The 18,256-nt window shown below is 57.4% G+C and carries 18 protein-coding genes; 11 read left to right on the top strand and 7 right to left on the bottom strand.

Annotated features, from left to right (window positions below):
• Window position 1 precedes the first annotated feature (1 nt).
• Window positions 2-1,366 (top strand): trehalose-6-phosphate synthase, encoded by a 1,365-nt coding sequence (locus ACG74X_RS11455; RefSeq protein ID WP_411234884.1) that lies wholly within the window; start codon window positions 2-4, stop codon window positions 1,364-1,366.
• 92 nt (window positions 1,367-1,458) lie between these two features.
• Entirely contained in the window at window positions 1,459-2,517 is a 1,059-nt protein-coding gene (locus tag ACG74X_RS11450; protein ID WP_411234883.1) for an AI-2E family transporter, read from the top strand.
• Window positions 2,518-2,523: 6 nt separating this feature from the next.
• Here ACG74X_RS11450 and ACG74X_RS11445 read toward each other — a convergent pair whose 3' ends face one another.
• The gene (locus tag ACG74X_RS11445; protein ID WP_411234882.1) at window positions 2,524-2,868 is read right to left on the bottom strand and encodes a hypothetical protein; all 345 of its coding nucleotides are present in this window, start codon (window positions 2,866-2,868) and stop codon (window positions 2,524-2,526) included.
• Between the two features lie 129 nt (window positions 2,869-2,997).
• On the opposite strand from ACG74X_RS11445, the gene ACG74X_RS11440 reads away from it, so the two are divergent.
• From ACG74X_RS11440 to ACG74X_RS11430, 3 genes are read left to right on the top strand one after another with little or no spacing between them, the layout of a single operon-like run.
• The gene (locus tag ACG74X_RS11440; RefSeq protein WP_411234881.1) at window positions 2,998-4,617 is read left to right on the top strand and encodes a GMC family oxidoreductase; all 1,620 of its coding nucleotides are present in this window, start codon (window positions 2,998-3,000) and stop codon (window positions 4,615-4,617) included.
• On the top strand, window positions 4,614-5,294 hold the full coding sequence (locus tag ACG74X_RS11435) for a c-type cytochrome (RefSeq protein WP_411234880.1): 681 nt from the start codon (window positions 4,614-4,616) through the stop codon (window positions 5,292-5,294). Before ACG74X_RS11440 ends, ACG74X_RS11435 begins: the two co-directional genes overlap by 4 nt.
• Window positions 5,287-5,703 carry a sugar dehydrogenase complex small subunit gene (locus ACG74X_RS11430; protein ID WP_411234879.1) on the top strand — a complete coding sequence of 139 codons (417 nt, stop codon included), beginning with the start codon at window positions 5,287-5,289 and terminating at the stop codon, window positions 5,701-5,703. The genes ACG74X_RS11435 and ACG74X_RS11430 overlap by 8 nt, the downstream gene beginning before the upstream one ends.
• 344 nt (window positions 5,704-6,047) lie before the next feature.
• On the opposite strand, the gene ACG74X_RS11425 is transcribed toward ACG74X_RS11430, so the two are convergent.
• Together ACG74X_RS11425 and ACG74X_RS11420 are read right to left on the bottom strand one after the other, a co-directional pair.
• Window positions 6,048-6,656 (bottom strand): alpha/beta hydrolase, encoded by a 609-nt coding sequence (locus ACG74X_RS11425; protein ID WP_411234878.1) that lies wholly within the window; start codon window positions 6,654-6,656, stop codon window positions 6,048-6,050.
• Between the two features lie 12 nt (window positions 6,657-6,668).
• On the bottom strand, window positions 6,669-7,601 hold the full coding sequence (locus ACG74X_RS11420; protein ID WP_411234877.1) for a ring-cleaving dioxygenase: 933 nt from the start codon (window positions 7,599-7,601) through the stop codon (window positions 6,669-6,671).
• A 113-nt stretch (window positions 7,602-7,714) separates the two neighbouring features.
• Between ACG74X_RS11420 and ACG74X_RS11415 the strand changes: the two genes are divergently transcribed.
• On the top strand, window positions 7,715-8,626 hold the full coding sequence (locus ACG74X_RS11415) for a LysR family transcriptional regulator (protein ID WP_411234876.1): 912 nt from the start codon (window positions 7,715-7,717) through the stop codon (window positions 8,624-8,626).
• A gap of 103 nt (window positions 8,627-8,729) precedes the next feature.
• Here ACG74X_RS11415 and ACG74X_RS11410 read toward each other — a convergent pair whose 3' ends face one another.
• From ACG74X_RS11410 to ACG74X_RS11400, 3 genes are all read right to left on the bottom strand, one after another.
• Window positions 8,730-9,314: a histidine phosphatase family protein gene (locus tag ACG74X_RS11410; protein ID WP_411234875.1), complete on the bottom strand. Its 585-nt coding sequence runs from the start codon at window positions 9,312-9,314 to the stop codon at window positions 8,730-8,732.
• A gap of 173 nt (window positions 9,315-9,487) precedes the next feature.
• Complete coding sequence (gene wrbA / locus ACG74X_RS11405) at window positions 9,488-10,078, bottom strand: NAD(P)H:quinone oxidoreductase type IV (RefSeq protein WP_411234874.1); 591 nt, start codon at window positions 10,076-10,078, stop codon at window positions 9,488-9,490.
• 224 nt (window positions 10,079-10,302) lie between these two features.
• Window positions 10,303-11,868: an inorganic phosphate transporter gene (locus tag ACG74X_RS11400; protein ID WP_411234873.1), complete on the bottom strand. Its 1,566-nt coding sequence runs from the start codon at window positions 11,866-11,868 to the stop codon at window positions 10,303-10,305.
• Window positions 11,869-12,116: 248 nt separating this feature from the next.
• Between ACG74X_RS11400 and ACG74X_RS11395 the strand changes: the two genes are divergently transcribed.
• The 3 genes from ACG74X_RS11395 to ACG74X_RS11385 all read left to right on the top strand — a co-directional run bounded on the left by ACG74X_RS11395 (window position 12,117) and on the right by ACG74X_RS11385 (window position 15,301).
• Window positions 12,117-13,967, top strand: coding sequence for a Na/Pi cotransporter family protein (locus tag ACG74X_RS11395; protein ID WP_411234871.1), 1,851 nt, complete (start codon window positions 12,117-12,119; stop codon window positions 13,965-13,967).
• Window positions 13,968-14,010: 43 nt separating this feature from the next.
• Window positions 14,011-14,265 carry a hypothetical protein gene (locus ACG74X_RS11390; protein WP_411234870.1) on the top strand — a complete coding sequence of 85 codons (255 nt, stop codon included), beginning with the start codon at window positions 14,011-14,013 and terminating at the stop codon, window positions 14,263-14,265.
• A gap of 109 nt (window positions 14,266-14,374) precedes the next feature.
• Window positions 14,375-15,301 carry a glutaminase gene (locus tag ACG74X_RS11385; RefSeq protein WP_411235009.1) on the top strand — a complete coding sequence of 309 codons (927 nt, stop codon included), beginning with the start codon at window positions 14,375-14,377 and terminating at the stop codon, window positions 15,299-15,301.
• A gap of 2 nt (window positions 15,302-15,303) precedes the next feature.
• On the opposite strand, the gene ACG74X_RS11380 is transcribed toward ACG74X_RS11385, so the two are convergent.
• Window positions 15,304-15,747, bottom strand: a complete 444-nt coding sequence (locus ACG74X_RS11380; protein ID WP_411234869.1) for a MarR family winged helix-turn-helix transcriptional regulator — start codon at window positions 15,745-15,747, stop codon at window positions 15,304-15,306.
• A 74-nt stretch (window positions 15,748-15,821) separates the two neighbouring features.
• On the opposite strand from ACG74X_RS11380, the gene hmgA reads away from it, so the two are divergent.
• The gene (gene hmgA / locus ACG74X_RS11375; RefSeq protein WP_411234868.1) at window positions 15,822-17,177 is read left to right on the top strand and encodes a homogentisate 1,2-dioxygenase; all 1,356 of its coding nucleotides are present in this window, start codon (window positions 15,822-15,824) and stop codon (window positions 17,175-17,177) included.
• 124 nt (window positions 17,178-17,301) lie between these two features.
• Complete coding sequence (locus ACG74X_RS11370; RefSeq protein WP_411234866.1) at window positions 17,302-18,252, top strand: MBL fold metallo-hydrolase; 951 nt, start codon at window positions 17,302-17,304, stop codon at window positions 18,250-18,252.
• The last annotated feature ends 4 nt before the right edge of the window (window positions 18,253-18,256 follow it).

The raw sequence follows: 18,256 nt of genomic DNA, 5'->3' as shown, positions 1-18,256 counted from the left end.
CATGAGCCGGCTCTTCATGCTGTCCAATCGCATTCCCACCACTGAAACGCCCTCGGGAGGGTTGATCGTTGCCTTGCACGATTGCCTGTCCGCCCGCGGCGGTGTTTGGGTGGGGTCCGCCGAAACGACGGTTGATCACCCCTCATCGACGCTGACCGAGATTGGCAACGACGCCTATCGCCGCCTGACCTTTGACCTGACCAGGGACGAACACGAGGGTTTCTATCTGGGCTATGCCAATTCGGTCCTCTGGCCTTTGTTCCACTGGCGCAGCGATCTGATTGATCTTGATACACATCACGCAGCGGTTTACCGCGCCGTCAATGCGCGCGTGGCGCGGATGCTGGAAGATGAAATTGCCCCCGGAGACGTGATCTGGGTGCATGATTATCATTTTCTTCCAGTGGCCGATGCGCTGCGCAAACGTGGTGTGGAAAACCGGATCGGGTTCTTTCTTCACACGCCGTTTCCCCATGCCCACGATCTTTTGGCGCTTCCCGAAAAAGACGATTTCACACGGTGGCTGGCGTCGTATGATCTGGTCGGTTTGCAGACACAACGCGATGTTGCCGCCTTGCTCGAACTCTTTCGTGGGACCGAACATGCCGAACAGCTTCGGACCGGGGAATTAAGACATGGCGGTCGTCAATTCGCGGTGCGGAGCATGCCGATTGGCATTGACGTAGATGATTTCATTGCACAAGCCGACAGCTCGGACAGTGCCGCGTCGCTTGGGCTGCAATCGGACGAACGGCTGGTCATTGGTGTGGATCGATTGGATTACACCAAGGGGTTGGTGAGCCGTTTTGAGGCGTTCGGGGCGTTTCTTGAGCAGCGCCAAGAGGATGATCCGCGTACGACCTTTCTTCAGATCGCACAACCCAGCCGGGGTGAGATCGACACCTACCAGGACATTCGCGCCGCGCTCGAAGCGACGGCCGGGCGTTTGAACGGCACGTTTGGTCAGCTTGATTGGACGCCGATCCGTTACCTGTGCCGGGGCTTTCCAAGGTCTCGCATTGCGGGCCTGTATCGCCGTGCAGACGTGGGGTTGGTCACGCCCTTTGCCGATGGGATGAACCTTGTCGCCAAGGAATTTGTCGCGGCACAGGACCCGTCTGATCCGGGCGTTTTGGTCCTGTCGCACTTTGCCGGAGCGGCCGAACAGTTGAAGGCGGCCCTTCTCGTCAATCCCTACGACACCGAGGATGTCGCAAAAGCGATCCGCGCGGCACTCGCAATGCCGCTGAAGGAACGGCAGGAGCGACACGCAGAGCAAATGTCTGTCTTGCGACGGCAAAATATCTCGTGGTGGACAGACAGCTTTCTGGACGCTCTCGTCGAAGCCGAACGTATTGCAGCTTAATCACCCTCTGGTGCACCATGACACATCAAAGCACATCACAGACTGATACGACGCATGGTCATAGCATTGCACGCAGTTCGCGGTCGCGCGCTATGACATGGATCGTCGGCGGCGTATTTGTCATCGCGGTTGCAGCCGCGCTGCGGGCGATGTCATCCGTGGCAATCCCTGTCGTGTTTGCCACACTCATCACATTTGTGCTTGCGCCGCTGCATGCAAGGCTGGCGACCGCGTTGCCATCGGCGCTGCGGTGGGTCAGCCATGTTCTTGTGATGCTGCTCGTGATGACGGTCATCGTTGGGATGGTCGCGGCATTGGTTTTCGCGGCGGAACGGGTGCTGCAAGAAGTGCCGTCGGTGGGTCAGATACAGCAAATTCTGCAACCCGGCCCTGACAGCGACACAGCACTGAACGGGCAGTTGAAAGACATATGGAACACGATTAGCAGCGCATTCAGCGGCTGGATGGTCGATCAAGTCACAACCATCGCGCGCGCCATCGCGGGCATGACCGGAATTTTCATTTCCACCTTGGTGATCGTCTTCTTTCTGATCCTTCTGGCCCTGACAGAAAGCGACACCTGGCGCGGGAAGGTCAAAACGCTGTGGCCGGAACAGGGCCAAACTGTCTGGGTGGAGACGCTTTCCACCATTGCATATAGCCTGCGAAAGTTTCTGCTGATCCGCAGCGGTATCGGGCTCCTCCAAGCGCTGCTTTATGTGCTGTGGCTTTGGCTGTTCGGTGTTGATTTGCTGGTGGTCTGGGCAGTCCTGACGTTTGTGCTGACCTACATTCCCAATCTCGGCTCCGTCATCGCGGGCACGCTGCCAGTGCTTTATGCGTTGATCACCAAAGACTGGGGCACAGCTCTTGGCGTGGCCGCAGGGCTGCTGGTCATCGAACAGGTCGTTGGTAATTTCATTGATCCCAAGATACTTGGCAAATACGTGCTTTTGTCGCCCGTGGTCATACTGGTGTCATTGCTGTTCTGGGGATGGCTTTGGGGGGTGGCAGGGGCGTTTCTTGCCACGCCCATCATGCTCAGCCTGCTTGTCACGTTCAATCATATCGCATCGCTGCGCCCATTGGCGCTGCTTTTGAGCAACCAGCGCACGGACAAGGATCTGGACCATGCGCTGGATCGATCGTAGCGGCGTTTATGCGGTCAGCAACCAGATGACGATCAGCGCCGCCAAACCACCGACAAACATGGCAATCACCGGTCCACGCCCGCGTTTCGGTTTGTCTTGCGGATCGTCCATCACGCGTGGTGCGTCCTGCATTCCGGCGTCACCGGGGCCGGCGCGCACATCACCCCGGCTGTTGACAACATATGTCTTTTTGGGGGGAAGTCGCTTTCCCTGACGCCCAGCCTCTTCATCGGTTCCCAACGGAGCGGCTGCCGGGTGGGTGCCTTCGTCGGCATCCGGGTTGTGCGCATGATCTGTCGGGTCGACGGGGTCGTTCACGGGGCGGGGCTTTCGGGCTGCATTTTGTGCCATGATCAGGTCCTTTTCATGAAATCTACGTCTGTAACATCAACGAACCGGTGACAGTCTGGGTTCCGCACATGGTTCAGGAACCGACAGGAGATCACATGCGTTAGCCTCCAAAGCCACATTGGAGTTCCCATGGTCACGACACTTCCCCAATCCCCCGATCTTGTCGTCATCGGCGCGGGCGTCGCCGGCGGGCTTGTCGCCAAACGCGCGGCCGAAGCCGGGCTTAGGGTGACTGTTCTCTGCGATGGCCCAGAGCTTGACCGCGCTGATCTGGTGGATCGGTTCCGGCAGGCTGATCCGCAAAGCCTGATGTCGCCCTATCCCCTTGTTCCCCATGCCCCGCAGCCCCAGGTCAACCGGACCGACGATTACCTCATCCAGAAAGGGCCATATCCCTACGACCAGCAATATATTCGTGCGGTTGGCGGGACGACATGGCACTGGGGGGCCGCGACCTGGCGGTATTTGCCAAGCGATATGAAACTCAAGACGCTTTATGGCGTCGGACGGGACTGGCCGTTTGAATATGACCTGATCGAACCGTGGTACTATGAAGCGGAGGTCGAACTGGGCGTCGCTGGGCCAGAGAACGCGCCCTTTGATGCGCCCCGATCAAAGCCGTACCCAATGCCAGAGGCCCCGTTTTCCTATCTTGATCAGGTGTTTCATGAAAAGCTGACTGCACTTGGCTACGATGTCATTCACGCACCACAATGCCGCAACAATCAACAAATCTATGACGGGCGTCCGCCCTGCTGTGGCAATGCCAACTGCATGCCCATTTGCCCCATCGGCGCGCAATATTCTGGAAATATGTCCGTCGAAAAGGCGCAGGCCGCCGGTGCGGAATTGATCACGGATGCGGTGGTGCATCGGCTCGAGGTTGGACCTGACCGCCGCATTACCGCCGCACGATATCTGAAACCGGACGGAACCGAGTTTCGCATCCAAGCGGACCGTTTCGCGCTTGCCGCAAATGGCATTGAAGGTCCGAAGATTATGCTCATGTCCAAACAAGAAAACGCGCCGGATGGTGTTGGCAATTCGTCTGATATGGTTGGGCGCAACCTGATGGATCATCCCGGCACCATGTCGAAATTCGACAGTGCAGACCCACTTTGGCCGGGGCGGGGCCCGAATATCCTGTCGGGCATTGTCAATCTGCGCGATGGGCCGTGGCGGGACCGCATGGCAGCCCGTAAACTTATGCCGGACAACAAGACCCATGTCGAAGAAGTCACCATCGAAGCCATTGACGAAGGTCTAACCGGCGACGCCCTGCGCACCGCTGTTCGAGAGCGCGCGGCACGGCGGCAGATCGTGTTCAGCTTTAATGAACAATTGCCTGACCCCACAAACCGGATCGTTCCCTCGACCGAGGGATTGACCGATGCTTTGGGCATTCCCCGGCCGGAAATCCATTACGACATTGACGATTACGTCCATCGCGCAGCCGAAGATACGCGCAAACGTATCGAGGAAATGGCGGTCGCGTTTGGGGCCACCAAGCAAAGCGTGTGGCATTACGATGGATATTTGCCAAACAACCACATCACCGGTGCCACGATTATGGGCGACGATCCTGCCGACAGCGTGGTCGACAGCGATTGCCGGACGCATGATCACCCGAATCTGTGGATCGCGTCTTCTTCGACATTTCCGTCGGTCTCCAGCGTGAATGTCACGCTGACCATTGCGGCGTTGGCGGTGCGGATCGGCGAAACCATCGCAGCAGAGGCGCGGCCATGAGACATGTGATCCTGATCGCAGCGACAACGGCTTCGTTCGGTCTGGCCCATGGGGCAGGCGGGCAGGGTGCCAATGTTCTGCTGAACTGCACCTCTTGCCATACCCTTGCGCCAGATATCCCCAAGCGTGAACTGAGCCAGACTCCACCGGCCCCGTATCCAAACCTTAACGGTCAATCCGCACGGTATCTTGAACGCCAGTTGCACGCCTATCGCACGGGGTTGCGCCAGCATCCGCAGATGCAAGCCACCGCAACAGCCCTGGGTGACGGGGCCGCTGCCATGGCGCGTATGTATTCAGATGCACCTGCACCCGATCTGGTTTTTCGTGAAAACGACGACACGCACGCCGCAGCACAACGCTTGGTCTATGAGGGCGATTGGTCACGGGGATTGCCGTCTTGCAACAGCTGTCATGCGCGCGACCCGGATGACCGCGCGCGTCTTTCGCCGCGATTGCACGGGCATCCTGCATCGTATCTGACACGGCAGTTGACCGCCTATGCCGAGGGCACACGTCAATCCGGCACGATGGGCCGTATGCGCGCGTTTGCATCAAAACTGACCGAGCAAGAGATTTCAGAGATTGCGGCCTATTACGCGGCGTGGCGTGAAGACACAGGACCTTTGTCCGAAGCACCAACGTCCCAACCGCAGAAGGAGGACTCCGATGGATAAGCGCATACAGGTCACACGACGCAGCTTTATGGCAGGCGTGTCCATGACCGCGCTCATGCCTGCGACGGGATTGGCGCAAACGGGCATTCCGTTCGAAAATTTCGCAGCCCGCGCCCGTGCGATCTCTGGGTTTGACGTTGTCCCACGTAACCTGATGGTCGGTGCGCGCACTCAGCTGGACACAATGCAGCAGCGCGCTTTTGTGGCTGGTCGTACTGCCGCCAGGGACGTGGACAAGACAGTTCTGAAAGCCCTTTACACCGGCATGCATCGCCCCGAAGGTCAACCTCCCGAGCGCTTTGCCTATGCGCAGGCGCTGATGTACGCGGCCATCGAGGACACCGTGAATGTGCCAAGCTATTGCGGCGGCGTACCGGGATACTGGGCCGAAAAACCGGAAAGCGCCTGACGCCGGCGTCTATTTCGGAGTTTTGACGGTGGTCGTGACTTGCGATGCATCTCCCTCTTGCGCGACAGAGATCATCAATCCCAGGTACCGGACGTTGGCACAGTGTCCGCCCATCGGCACAGAGAAACACGATACGGAGCAGCCCAAAGCCGTGAGTCCATTCCGCCTCTAGCCGTTCTTCCCCGGTGCAAAGCTTGGTCTTGTAGGCCTACGGTTGAGTGTAACACCCCGTTCACCCGCCCTATGGCCAGCACTGTTCCGTGCTGGCCAACGGGCGGGATAACGCGATTTGTATGGCAAATGACGGCCAGCCTTCTGCGGTGGACGCGCGAAATCGCGGCTGGTCAGGGGGCGGTGAGCAGGGTTTGCAGCGCCAGCACTTCTTGCTGGCGCAAGTCGTGGCCGCCCTCGTGAACTTCGGTCGTCACCTGTGCGCCTTGCGCGCCGAACCAGTCGATCAAACGCTGGCTTTCCGGCCATGGGCAGATCGGGTCATGTTGTCCGGCGGTGATCAGAACCCGCGTGCCGGACAGGGCAGGCACCGGCTCGGGTGCCCAGGGGATCAACGGATGCAGCAGACCGATGCGATCGAACAGGTCTGGATATGACATCGCGACAGAGGCCAGGATATTGGCACCGTTTGAATAGCCAAAGCCGTAGATCGGCGAAGTTGGAGCAGACGCTGCCTGCGCTTTGATGAAGGCCGCCATCGCTTCGGTCCGTTGGGCCAGATCGTCCATGTCATAGACGCCTTCACCGGTGCGCCGGAAGAACCGCGCGGCCCCAAACTCTGATACATCCCCACGCGGCGATACCACGCCGGCGTCGGGCAGAATTTGCTGCGCCAGATCAAAGAACTGGTGCTCGTTCCCGCCCGTGCCGTGGAAAGCAAAGATGATGGGCGCGCCCTTGGCGGGGGCTTTGGTCAATGCATGATAGCTATCTGTCGCCATGTGACCTCTCCTTTATGCGGTCAGCGGTGGCAAAAGCTGTTCAATCTGAGCGCGATGCGGCTCGTAGCGGTCGGGCAATTGCAACGCTTCGCCAAGATGTTTGGTGTCTTCGTCACGGTCAAAGCCAGGCTCGTTGGTCGCGACCTCGAAAAGGATGCCCCCCGGCGTGCGGAAGTAGATCGCCCAGAAGTAGTCACGGTCGATCACTGGTGTCACCTGATAGCCTGTGTCCATCAGCGCCTTGCGGACCTCCAACTGTTTGGCGCGGTTTTCGACGGCAAAGGCAATGTGGTGCACGGACCCCGCACCCTGGCCAGCGGTTCTGACGCTGGATATCTCTTCGAGGTCGATGGTGTCAGCCGCGTTGCCTCCTTCGACGCGGTAGCGGGTGACCGTGCCTTCGGTTTCATCCTTTTGGTAGCCCATATAGGTCAGCAGCTCTCCGGTTGCGGCGGCGTCGCGCAACGTGAAGCGTGCGCCGTGAAAGCCCAGAATGCCCGCATCTTCCGGCACATCCGTCCCGGTCCAGGGGCTCCGTCCGCGCGTATCGCTTTCAACGAGCGCGAAGCCATCCCCATCAGGCCCGTCGAATTGCAGACGGCTTTCACCTAGAAAGCTGTTCTCTTTCAGGCCGGTCACACCGTAATTGCTCAGACGCTCTTTCCAGAACGGCAGCGCGCCTTTGGGGACTGCAAATTCCGTCGTGCCAACTTCGCCAGTGCCGCGACGGCCCTTGGGCATATTCCCAAAAGGGAAATACGTCATGACCGATCCCGGCGTGCCAACTTCGTCGCCATAGTAAAGGTGATACACCTCGGGGGCGTCGAAATTCACGGTTTGCTTCACCCGGCGCAGGCCCAGCGTGTCGGTAAAGAACGTGTTGTTTTCTGCTGCATCTGCCGCCATCGAGGTGACGTGGTGCAAGCCTTTGATATCCGTAATCATGGTATTCGCCTCTCCATCTGAAATCTGTGTTGCAGTAGAAATAGGACAAAGACGAATTGATCAGAATAGAAGCAGTATTGCATTCACTGTTGCGCCTGGCGCAATAATGGCAAATGCAGGACATCAAACCCATTCGCGTTTTTCTTAAGGTGGCCGAGCTGAGCAGCTTTGCAGCAGCGGCGCGCACCTTGAATATGACGCCGGCCTCCGTCACCCGCATTGTCGCAAAACTTGAGGAGGAGTTGGGTCAGCAGCTTTTGGTGCGGACAACCCGGCAAGTCGCATTGACAAGCGCGGGGGCTATTGTTGCGGCGCGGTTCCGTCCGGTTATCGACAACTTTGATCGGGTGACGGATGAAATCACCCGGGCGGCCCGCCCGGATCGCGGCAGGCTTGCCATCAATGCGCCCATGTCCCTTGGAGTGCGGCTGTTGCCGGACCTGTTTGACAGTTTTCGTCTGGCCTATCCGAACATCTCGCTTGAAGTGACATTGACGGACGCGCTTGTTGATATCGTTCAGGATAACTGCGATCTGGCTATCAGGGTGTCCGGCCCGCCATCAGATAAATCGACTATTTGGCGAAAAGTCTGTGAAGTGCCTCGCAAGATCATCGCAGCCCCCCGCCTTTTCGAGCGGATGCAGATCCCGGAGACACCATACGATCTGGACCCGGGATTTTGCATGTCCTACTCGGCCTCTGGCCAAGCGGAGGTTTGGTCGCTTCGTAAGGATGGGGCAAAACGACAGGTCACCGCCGGGTCTTCGGTCATCTCGAACAATGGCGATTTCCTGTATTCGCTGGCCAAGTTGGGCAATGGCATGACCTTGCTGCCAGAGTTCATCGTCAAGGATGGCCTTGCAACAGGCGACGTGACACCCGTTCTGAAAGATTGGTCGATTGCCCCGCTCTGGTTGACGTTGTTCTATCCGCCTTACGAGGTTTTACCGCCGCTTGTGGCGACTTTTACCGACTATTTCGATTCTTATCTGAGAGAGGTGCCCGAGTTGATGTTCAGCGACTGACGCGGGCTGGTTTTATGATCAAGACGAGGAAGGTGCGCCGGAACTTGGGTCGTTCGTTGCAAAACACGTGACGCTGATCAACAAGCTGGGTGATTTGCCATTATCACGCCTCGGGCATCAGCGTTTCAAGAACGTCAAAACCCGATCCGGTCGGGCGGACAATCACTGCCTCGCCCTCGGCCAGCTGGACATTGGCGACCGTCGCAATATTCGATCTATGCGCGACAATGATGCGGTTTGTCCCGTCGTCGGGTGGCGTGCTCATTCGATCTCGTAGATAGGCAACACGCGCCTCGCGGCCGTCTTCGTCGGACAAAAGGCCCAGCAATTCCATCCGTTCTTCAACACGGCCAAACGCGATTTCCGCCATGTCGCGGCACCGAGCAAAGGGACTGGCCAGCACGTCGCCGACCGGGATGGCGTGACGCGTGAATGCGGTACCGATCCTGCGCGATTGGGCAATTCCCTCGTTAGAAAGAAGCCGTTGCCGTGCGCGGGGCCAATCGATGTTGTCGATCCCCGACCATGTGGTCGCGCCGTGTCGAAAATAAATGACATGCCCCCCGCCCTGCAACGCGTCAAGCGCCTGCGGTGCCGCGCGCAAATAGATGGGCATGGCGAAAAGTGACAGTCCCCCAACAAGCACCCGCCGCCGGGTCATGTTTGAAATCTTGGACTTTTCGATCATGTCTGCACCATCCTGAAACACGGGCTGTCAGCCCTTGATCTAGCAGGTTTTTTGTCTGATTGCGAAAACCGATATGGTGCTGCGCGCGCGGTCGCGTATATGCCAACACGATTGGCCATATTTTAACCAATCGTGCCAGCCATATCTATCAGCGACATTCGCTGAGGTCGGGATCAGGCCAGCTTGCCAGCAACCTCGACCAAACGACGCGCCTGATGGCCAATCGCCGCTTTGACGTCGTCGGTGAATTCAGCACCCTGCGTGTGGCTATACCCGTAGGGGTTGCCGCCTGTCTTGAAGATCACGTCATCGGTGAACCCGGGAGCCACAACAAAACCGCCCCAGTGCATCACGGTCATGTAGAACGAGCTGAGGGTTGTTTCCTGCCCGCCATGGGGATTTTGCGCCGACGTCATCGCCGAGACAGGTTTGTTGGCAAGGCCGCCCTGAAACCAGACACCGCCCAGCGTATCAATAAAGGCGCGCATCTGGCTGGCCATGACGCCAAAGCGCGTGCCGGATGAAATCAGATAGGCGTTGGCCCATTCCATATCCTCGGCGGTGGCTTCGGGAATGTCAGCGGTGGCTTCCGCGTGCGCTTTCCATGCGTCCTGGCTGTTGACCGCCTCTGCGGGGGCCGTCTCGGGTGCTTTCAACAGGCGCACTTCGGCACCGGCCGCTTTGGCCGCTTCGGCAGCGATGGACGCCATCTGGTAGTTGGTTCCGTAGCTGGAGTAATAGACGATCGCGAGTTTAACAGACATGGTTTTTCCCTTTATGGATCATTCATCTAAGGCAGTCCGGACGATATCGCATATTCATTTTGCTTATCGTGTCAGACGTTGCTGCCCTTTGGTGGTCAATTGGCGTCTCAGTGACGTTGCCGGTGTACCCGTCACCTAAGCCTTCACCATTCCGAACACAAATGTGATATTTCCACAGGAAAGGTGCGCCAATGCACACAAAGCCGGTCACCTGTTCGCGTGTTTTATGGCAACATCATGCCGCGGATCATGAAAAAGAACATGGCAGACAAAAGCGCCGCAACCGGGACGGTGATGATCCAGGCCGCCGCAATGCGCAGCAAAAGGTTCCGTTTGACAAGCTCAACCCGATGCACCCGGCCAAGTTCGCGTCGTTCGCGTTTGCCCAGCACCCGATCACTTGATGACTGAGCCTTCATGGATCGCAGCATATCCCCTTTCGTGGCGACGTCCGCGGCTTCGAATTCTGCCAACAATTGTTCCACCGCTTCTGGATCAGTGTCGGCATGGTGATCACGGATCTGGTCCAGCATATCCGCATAGTTTGACTTGATATATTCGCGCAAGAACCCGACGCCAAAGACACCGCCAACCGCGATATGGGTCGAGCTGACCGGTAGCCCCAGCTGCGACGCGATGATCACCGTGATGGCCGCCGCCAATGCGATGCAAAAGGCCCGGGTTTTATCAAGCTCGGTGATCTCGCTGCCGACTGTCCGGATCAGTTTCGGCCCATAAAGCGCCAAACCCAAGGCAATGCCAATCGCCCCCACCGCCATGACCCATAGCGGAATCGACGCATTCACAATGATGTCGCCGCCGACAATCGCATCATTGATCCCGGCAAGCGGCCCCACCGCATTGGCCACGTCATTTGCCCCATGCGCGAAACTCAGCAACGCGGCGGCGAATATCAACGGGATGGTGAAAAGGTCGTTTACGCTTGATTTGTGGTTATCAAGATTGGCAGTCCGCCGCGCGATATGGGGCCGGAGAATGGCATAGACGCATATGGCAAGCCCAAACCCGATCAGCAGCGCCAGCGGAAACGGTATCACGACAACCTTGGTCAGACCTTTGAGGATCAGATATGTGGCAAAAGACCAGGCCATGATCGACACCAGGATCGGCACCATGCGATTGGCCGCGGACAGAACGTCCTTTTTATAGGTGATTGTGCGCTTGATCACATAGAGGAAACCCGCCGCGATCAGCCCGCCCAAAACGGGTGAAATCACCCAGCTTGTCACGATTTGCCCCATCACCGACCAGTCTGCGATGCCCCAGCCGGCGGCGGCGATTCCCGCACCAAGGACACCGCCGACAATAGAATGAGTGGTGGACACAGGTGCGCCAATAACTGTTGCGAAATTCAGCCAGACCGCGGCGGCCAGCAAAGCTGCCATCATGAGCCAGATAAAGGTGTCGCGATCGGCCACCAGATCCGGGTCTATGATCCCGCTTTTGATTGTCCCGACAACATCGCCGCCAGCAATCAACGCGCCGCCCGCTTCGAAAAAGGCAGCGATGAAAATCGCCCCGGTCAGCGTGATGGCATGTGACCCGACCGCAGGCCCGACATTGTTGGCGACATCATTGGCACCGATATTCATCGCCATGTACCCACCTATCATGGCTGCGGCGACCAACAATATGCCATCCACCCCACCGTCAGTGCGCACTATGGTGAACAGCATGATCCCGACAATGAAAAGCAATGCCGTGCCAAACCGGAACAGCTCCGCCCGGTTCTTCTGCACCGCTGTCTCGACATTTTCGATCTTCAGCACAACCCGACCCCCTTTGATGCGCTTTGGACAGACGCGATTATCCGTGAACCTCACAGACGCAATATGCGCCAGGTCATGGACGGGGTTTGACGTGTCTTATATGTCTCAAATGTGCAACGCCGCTAAAAGGAGAGCTGGGTCATGCACCAGAACGATCACGCTCGAACTGCTCTGGTTGACCGGTTGCCGGAGATATCGTCAGACCCGCGCTATCGCAGCCAGGATAACGCTCTGGATGGTCGGTGCGCATGACGCGGTTTTATCTTCCTGTCGCAATCGCAGCGCTGCTGATCACCTTCTGGTTCAGCCCGGACGCACAGGAAATTGCGGCCGGGGTCGCGATTTTCCTGTTTGGCATGTTGATGCTCGAAGATGGGTTCAAGCTTTTCGGCGGAGGTACATTGGAACGCCTGTTAGAACGCGCGACGGCGTCCACGCCGCGGGCGCTGTCTTTCGGGGTTCTGGCCACAACGCTCTTGCAGTCAAGCTCCCTGGTCTCTGTCATCACCATATCGTTTTTGAGCGCTGGATTGATTTCACTCATCGGCGGCGTCGGCATCATCTTTGGGTCGAATATCGGCACAACCACAGGCGCATGGCTGGTCGCGGGGCTTGGGCTCAAGGTCAATATCGCAGCTTACGCCATGCCGATGATTGCCCTAAGCATCGTGCTGGTGTTCCAGCGGTCCAAGCCCCTAAGGGGGATTGGATATGCGCTGGCGGGGCTTGGTTTTCTGTTTCTTGGCATCCACCACATGAAAGAGGGCTTCGATGCGTTCAAGGACCAGATTGATCTGACACGCTTTGCGCTTTCGGGATTGGTTGGACTGGTTGTCTATTCGTTGATCGGCACAATGGCGACGGTCATCATGCAATCAAGCCACGCGACGATGGTCTTGATCCTGACCGCCCTGTCTGCTGGCCAAATCAGCTATGAAAACGCGCTGGCGCTGGCTGTTGGTGCCAATATCGGCACGACCATTACCGCAATCATCGGGTCACTTGGGGCCAATTATCAAGGCAAGCGTCTTGCGTTGGCGCATCTGATTTTCAATACCGTGACTGCCGGGGTCGCGCTGATCTTTATCAGCCAACTTCGCGATGCTGTTGACGCCATTAGCGGGTTGGTCGGCATAGCACCCGATGATTATGCGCTCAAGCTGGCGGTGTTTCACACCATCTTCAATGTGCTTGGCGTGGTGTTGATGCTGCCATTCCTGAAACGCCTGATTGCGCTGCTTGAACGTCGTATTGTCGAACCCCAGCCCGATGTCAGCCGCCCGCGTTACCTCAACGAAGCCGCTGACGAATTCCCGCAAACGCTTGAAATCGCACTGAGCAAGGAAGTGGCGCATCTTTCAGAAAATGCGATTGAATTGATCCTGCATGGGCTGAATCTGCATCAGAACGAGGTGTTTGCATCCGACAATATCGCAGCGACAGTGCGCAAAAGCCGTGTGCCCTTCGAACTTGATCTCGGCGATGGATACGAAGCGCGGGTGAAGACGCTTTATTCGGCAATCGTTGAATTTGCGACCCGCGCCGGAGACAAGCGTCTTCCCGCAGAGGTTGCTGACCGGGTATTTGAACTGCGCGATGTCGCCAGTGATATGGTCCAGGCCGTCAAGTCTGTGAAACACTTGCGCAAGAACATTCTGAATTACACCACGTATAACAAGGGCGCTGTCACTGAATTGTATGACAGCCTCAGAACCGAACTGGCCCGGATCACGGTAGAGATCCGGAATATGGGGCTTGCTGCACCAGAAGACCGAAGTGGATTGTGGCTGGATCAGGAACGTGCACAGATCGAGGACGCGGTTCGCATGACCACCCGGCGCGTCGACGCCCTGATCCGGGCTGGCGATCTCAGCCCAGCGGCCGCGACATCTTTCATGAATGATTCAACCTACGCCTACAGCGCCATGCGTCAGCTTATCGAAGCGGCGCGCAGGTATTACATCGAAAGGGACAGCTCTATGGCCGAAGTGGAACGCCTTTTGGCACTTGATCCCGACGAATTTGACGAAGCCGTGCAACAGGACGAGGCACCGGCGGGTACAGATGTGCCGCAGGCCGCGCGCACAAAACTGTCATGAAACGCATCTAGGGTATGCTCTTGGAAAAAATCGGAGTCGCCAAATGGGTCTGAAAAAGCTTGCGGCCAAAGTGGTCGAATACAATGAGCGCCTTGAAAGCGGGAAGGCCAGCAAAATCAAACCTGACCATGTCGCGTCTGTTCTGGCCAAACTCCGGAAAAAGGCGGACGAGCTTGAAGCCAAGATCGCCTTGACGCAGTCGACCGAAAAGAAAGCGCGGTTAGAGCGGAAACTGGGCGTGGCACGAACACATGTGGCGCGGGCAGAGTGGCTTTTGAAAGAAATCAGTAGCTCCTAGGCGCTTATATGAAAAACCACCTGACCGGCCTTGTGATATGCCGTGAGGCGGCGTTGTAATGAGGTGATTGGACGCCGGAAAGCCCGGCAGGAGGTGGATTTTGGACGACATGTCAGGACCGAAAAACACGGCACTTCAAGCAGCCCTCACAAAGATTGATCAAACCGTGCGTGACGAGGCTGATTGGGGCGCGCCGGCACAGTATATTCCACAGCTGGCCGCAATTGATCCGGCGCAGTTTGCGATTTCCGTCTGCCTGGAAAACGGTGCCGAATATTCGGCGGGCCAGTCCGACACGCGGTTTTCGATCCAGTCGATTTCAAAAGTCTTTGCGCTGATCGCCGCGTTGGGCCGGGTCGGGGATGCGCTGTGGAATCGTGTGGGGCGCGAGCCGTCCGGGACGTCATTCGATTCTGTTATCCTGCTGGAAAGTGAAAAGGGGCGTCCGCGCAACCCGTTTGTGAATGCCGGGGCCATTGTGACAACGGATGCTCTTTTGTCTGGGCGGGAACCGCGTCTGGCGCTGGCCGAGATCATCGGTATCGTTCGGGCGATGGCATCCGACGACGACATCCACATCGATGCCTCTGTCGCGCGCTCCGAAAAAGCCACCGGTGCCCGCAACAAGGCACTTGCCCATTATCTGGACAGTCATGGCAACCTTGACAGCGAACCTGAACTGACGCTCGGCACCTATTTCCATCAGTGCGCAATCGAAATGACCACGCTGCAACTGGCGCGTGCCGGTCGCGGTCTGGCGGGTTTTGCCAATGCTCCAAGCGTTTTGCCGCTGCGCCGGGCCAAACGCATCAATGCGCTGATGATGACATGTGGGCACTATGACGGGTCAGGCGAATTCGCATTCCGCGTGGGTTTGCCTGGCAAAAGCGGCGTTGGGGGCGGGTTGTTGGTTATCGCCCCGGGGCGCGCGTCGATTGGGATCTGGTCTCCGGGTCTGGATCACTACGGCAATTCCAAAGCAGGCACGCGGGCCGCAGCGCTTTTGAGCAATGCCATGCGATGGTCGGTCTTCTAGACCTATTCCGGCGGCATCCCCGCAATCTGCAACAAGACACGGCGGACGGTTTCGGCGTCATCCTTGCTGAACGACTGCATCAACCGGGTGTTGTAGCGTTCTGCCTCAACAACAAGATCCTGGAAAACCGTCTGTCCGGATTTCGTAAGCGACAGCACTTCGCGCCGCCGATCCTGTGCTTGGCGTTCGCGTGACAGAAACCGGCGCGTTTCCAAAGCCGTCACCGCGCGGCTGACTTTTGTTTTATGGATGGTGGCGCGTTCGCAGATTTCTGTTGCCGTAAGCGCCCCATACCGCCCAAGATGGAACATGACCCGCCATTCGGTGCGCAGCATCCCGTAGGTCACGCGGTAATATTTCTGGAATTCCAGGCTCGTTTTCTCGGCGGCCTGCGCCAGAAGATACGGCATGAAGTCCTGCGGCTGAAAGGGTGCTTTATTATTCATGCCTGTAAAATAAACCATTGATAGTTACAAATACAACCAATACCCAGCACGGGTATTTCCTGGGGAGGCGTCAGATGAACAAGGTTTCGAAACCACACGGATTGGTCAGTGCCGTAAGTCCTGTTGGCACAACCGACGGGTATATGCCGGGCTTTGGCAATGATTTTGAAACAGAAGCGCTTCCCGGTGCCTTGCCTCAAGGCATGAACAGCCCACAAAAGTGCAACTATGGCCTTTATGGCGAACAGCTGTCTGGCACAGCGTTTACCCACGAACGGCCAGAGCGTACCTGGTGCTATCGCATTCGGCCCTCTGTCAAACATTCGCATCGGTACACACGGATTGATCTGCCATATTGGAAGTCAGCCCCGCATGTGGTCGAGGATGTAACATCGCTTGGGCAGTATCGCTGGGATCCTGTGCCGCATACAGATGACGCCCTCACATGGCTGACCGGTATGCGCACAATGACAACCGCGGGCGACGTCAACACCCAGGTCGGCATGGCGACCCATGTCTATCTTGTGACCCAAAGCATGACCGACGACTATTTCTTTTCCGCCGACAGCGAATTGCTGGTGGTCCCGCAAGAGGGCAGTCTGCGGTTTGCGACCGAGCTGGGTGTGATCGACATCGCGCCGCAGGAAATTGCAATCCTGCCCCGCGGCTTGTTGTACCGCGTCGAGGTTCTGGACGGGCCGTGTCGGGGTTTTGTTTGCGAAAACTATGGTCAAAAATTCGAATTGCCGGGGCGTGGCCCAATCGGTGCCAATTGCATGGCCAACCCGCGCGATTTCAAGGCACCCGTTGCGGCGTTCGAAGACCGTGACGTGCCCAGCCGGGTTGTGATCAAATGGTGCGGCCAGTTTCACGAAACCCATATCGGACAATCCCCGTTGGACGTGGTGGCTTGGCATGGCAATTACGCGCCGCTGAAATATGATCTGAAAACCTATTGTCCGGTCGGGGCCATCCTGTTCGATCATCCTGATCCGTCTATTTTCACCGTCCTGACCGCGCCATCCGGTCAACCGGGCACGGCCAATATTGATTTTGTCCTCTTCCGGGAACGCTGGATGGTGGCTGAAGACACATTCCGCCCGCCTTGGTATCACAAGAACATCATGTCTGAATTGATGGGCAACATCTACGGCCAATATGATGCCAAACCGAAAGGTTTTGTGCCGGGCGGGGTCTCGTTACACAACATGATGCTACCGCACGGGCCGGACAAAAACGCCTTTGAAGGCGCGTCAAACGCAAATCTGGGGCCAGAGAAATTGGACAACACCATGTCCTTTATGTTCGAAACCCGTTTCCCACAGCACCTGACGGCGTTTGCCGGTAAAGAGGCTCCGTTGCAGGACGATTATATTGATTGCTGGGACAGCCTTGAGAAAAAATTCGACGGGACGCCGGGCAAAAAATGAAACGTGCAATCCGCACAATCTCCGGGCCAAAAACACGCCGTTTTTCTGGTGAGTTTGGCAGGATCATCGCGACAGAACAGGCGCATCGGTGCCTGGGACCAATGACACAGAAAGCAGAGCTGACATGAGTAAGGCCTTCGCGTCCCAAGGGGACATGACCGAAAAAACCATCACCTTTGACGAAATCGGCGAAGGCCTTTGGGCGTTTACCGCCGAGGGCGATCCGAACTCGGGTGTGATCATCGGCGATGACAGCGTCATGATTGTCGAAGCACAAGCCACGCCAAGACTGGCCCACAAGGTAATCGAAAAAGTCCGCGAGGTGACGGACAAGCCCATCTCTCACGTGGTCCTGACGCATTATCACGCAGTGCGGGTTCTTGGGGCATCGGCCTTTAACGCGGATCAGATCATCATGTCGGACACCGCGCGCGCAATGGTGGCGGAGCGTGGGCAAGAGGACTGGGACAGTGAATTCCAACGCTTCCCGCGCCTGTTCGAAGGCCACGAGAGCATTCCGGGCCTGACCTGGCCGACGACCACGTTTTCAGACAGCATGACCGTGTATCTGGGCAACCGCCGCGTTGACATTAAACAGATCGGCCGTGCGCACACAGCCGGAGACGCCGTAATCCATGTGCCGGATCAAAACGTCATGTTTACAGGCGATATCGTTGAAGACCATTCCGCATGTTATTGCGGGGACGGGTATTTTGGCGAATGGGGCACCACGCTGGACGCGATCAAAGCTTATGATGTGGATGCCATCGCGCCGGGGCGGGGTGGTGCTTTGATCGGTAAGGATGCCGTGCATCGGGCCATCGAAAGCACGCGGGATTTCGTTAACAGCACGTACCAACCGGCGGCTAAGGTCGCTGTCAAAGGCGGAAGCCTGAAAGATGCCTGGGACGCCGTTCGCGAGGTCTGTGACCCAAAATTCAAGGATTTTGCCATTTACGAACATTGCCTGCCGTTCAACGTGTCCCGCGCCTATGACGAAGCGCGCGGCATTTGGCATCCGCGCATCTGGACAGATAAGCGTGATCTTGAAATGTGGGCCGCTTTGCAGGGGTAAACGC

The organism is Marivita sp. S0852, from assembly GCF_046591575.1.
Lineage (GTDB): Bacteria > Pseudomonadota > Alphaproteobacteria > Rhodobacterales > Rhodobacteraceae > Marivita.
This window is presented reverse-complemented; position numbering and strand designations above follow the sequence as displayed.